The 1631-nt window shown below is 34.2% G+C and carries 2 protein-coding genes; both read right to left on the reverse strand.

The features are described 5' to 3' along the window. Nucleotides 1–178: 178 nt before the first annotated feature. A complete protein-coding gene (locus tag ACRC28_RS07975) occupies nt 179–451 on the reverse strand; it encodes a hypothetical protein (RefSeq protein ID WP_438542926.1) in 273 nt (90 codons plus the stop codon). A gap of 697 nt (nt 452–1148) precedes the next feature. After that, nucleotides 1149–1631: reverse transcriptase domain-containing protein (locus ACRC28_RS07980; protein WP_438542927.1), on the reverse strand; the 483-nt coding region annotated here is incomplete at its 5' end.

The following is a 1631-nucleotide window of genomic DNA, read 5'->3' on the forward strand; positions in this document are numbered from 1 at the left end:
AAGGGGGAACAACATCCCCTCCCCAAAGTGCTTTATGTTATTAGTTGTCGCTTTTTGGATTATTTTTTCAGACATTTTTAATGCACGGCGTCTTCCGTCCTCTATCACTATTTGGCTAACGTGTGCTTCAAATTCGCCAAATGATTGGTTTGATGTTCATAAAACAGCATATCGTTTCTTATTCTTCTGAGAGTAATTTCAATTGGGAATGACTTCTTTTAAAACTTTTGCCGTTGTGCTCAACAATATATGAATCGTTCTCAAGGACTTTTTTAACAATCCCAATTCTTTCATATTTATTGTTTAATTTATTTTGACTTTCAAGCGTGCTTGCTTGAATATAGACAGAGTCGTCTATTGAAAACACCTCTCTATGGCCAGATCTGAATTCTTTTGCATTTTTCGATTCACTTGAATTTGCATTCTTCAGAGTCTCATTTGATGGATTCATCCATCCTTCATCTGGTGTTTGACCTATTCCTCTGTGGTAACTACGATATATTTTTGCAATTATGTCTTCCAGGATATTTTTTATTCGGTCTTCATCTAAATCTTCTTCGGGAACTTTTTGTAGGGCTTGCTAAATTGTACGGTGTAATCTTTCAACTCGTCCATTAGCTTGATGCTTTTCTATCGAGGTTTTATGATGCTCAATGTTATGACTAGAGATGAGGTCTTGTATTTGTCTAGAGCAAAATTCTTTACCGTCATCTGTGATTATCTTATTTAGAACACCAATCTCACCAATGAATCTCTTTAAAGCTTTTATAACCTCTGTAGACTCTTTAGATTTAAATAGGTAGGCTCGACATCTCCTACAACCTGCTTACTCCGACTAGCCTTTACAGGAACCTCAGTGTCCTATTTCTCCAAGCTTTACCCTAACATTTACTTCCTTCTCTTTCTTTAGTAAAAATTTTTCTTTCTTTTTTTTTTTAGAAAAAATGGAACATCCTAGAGAAACGCGCTAAAAAAATCCAGATACCATAAGAAAACTCACCTCACCTAGTTACTTTAACGTCAAACAACGACGGAACTATACAACATCTTGGGAAATAGATGATTCGAATATTCTCCACCATGTTAAAGATATTGTAAGTTGTCAGTACAAATTTCTTTGTTAAATCTGGTATACAGAAGGATATGTCTCAATTGATCTTATTCTTTAGTTCAATGAATGCTTCATTGCATTTCTTATCCCACTCAATTTCTGAACTCTTCCCTTTCAATTGATTATATAACGGGGCAGCAATACTGGATAAATTCTTAATGTATTTTCTGTAGTAATTACAGAATCCTAGGACTCTCTGAAGTTCTTTCCTTGATTTTGGTATTTTAAAGTCGAGTATCTTCTTTAAATGTTGTTCAATCGGGAACTTTCGGATACCATCTATAAACATTCCTAGTAGTTTAATTTTTTTTTGTTTATATTGAATCTTCCTTTCGTTTAGTTTAAATTTATTCGCACTAAGTGCTTTTAGAACTGCTTCTAGATTAAAATCGTGTTCTTGTTCTGTTTCTCCAAAAACTAATATGTCATCCAAGTATACACAACATTTCTTGTCTATATGGTCCTTGAGTACTCTGTCCATTATCATTTGGAAGAGTCCTGGGGAGTTCTTAAACCCTTG

The organism is Clostridium sp. (assembly GCF_051650885.1).
Classification (GTDB): domain Bacteria; phylum Bacillota; class Clostridia; order Clostridiales; family Clostridiaceae; genus Clostridium.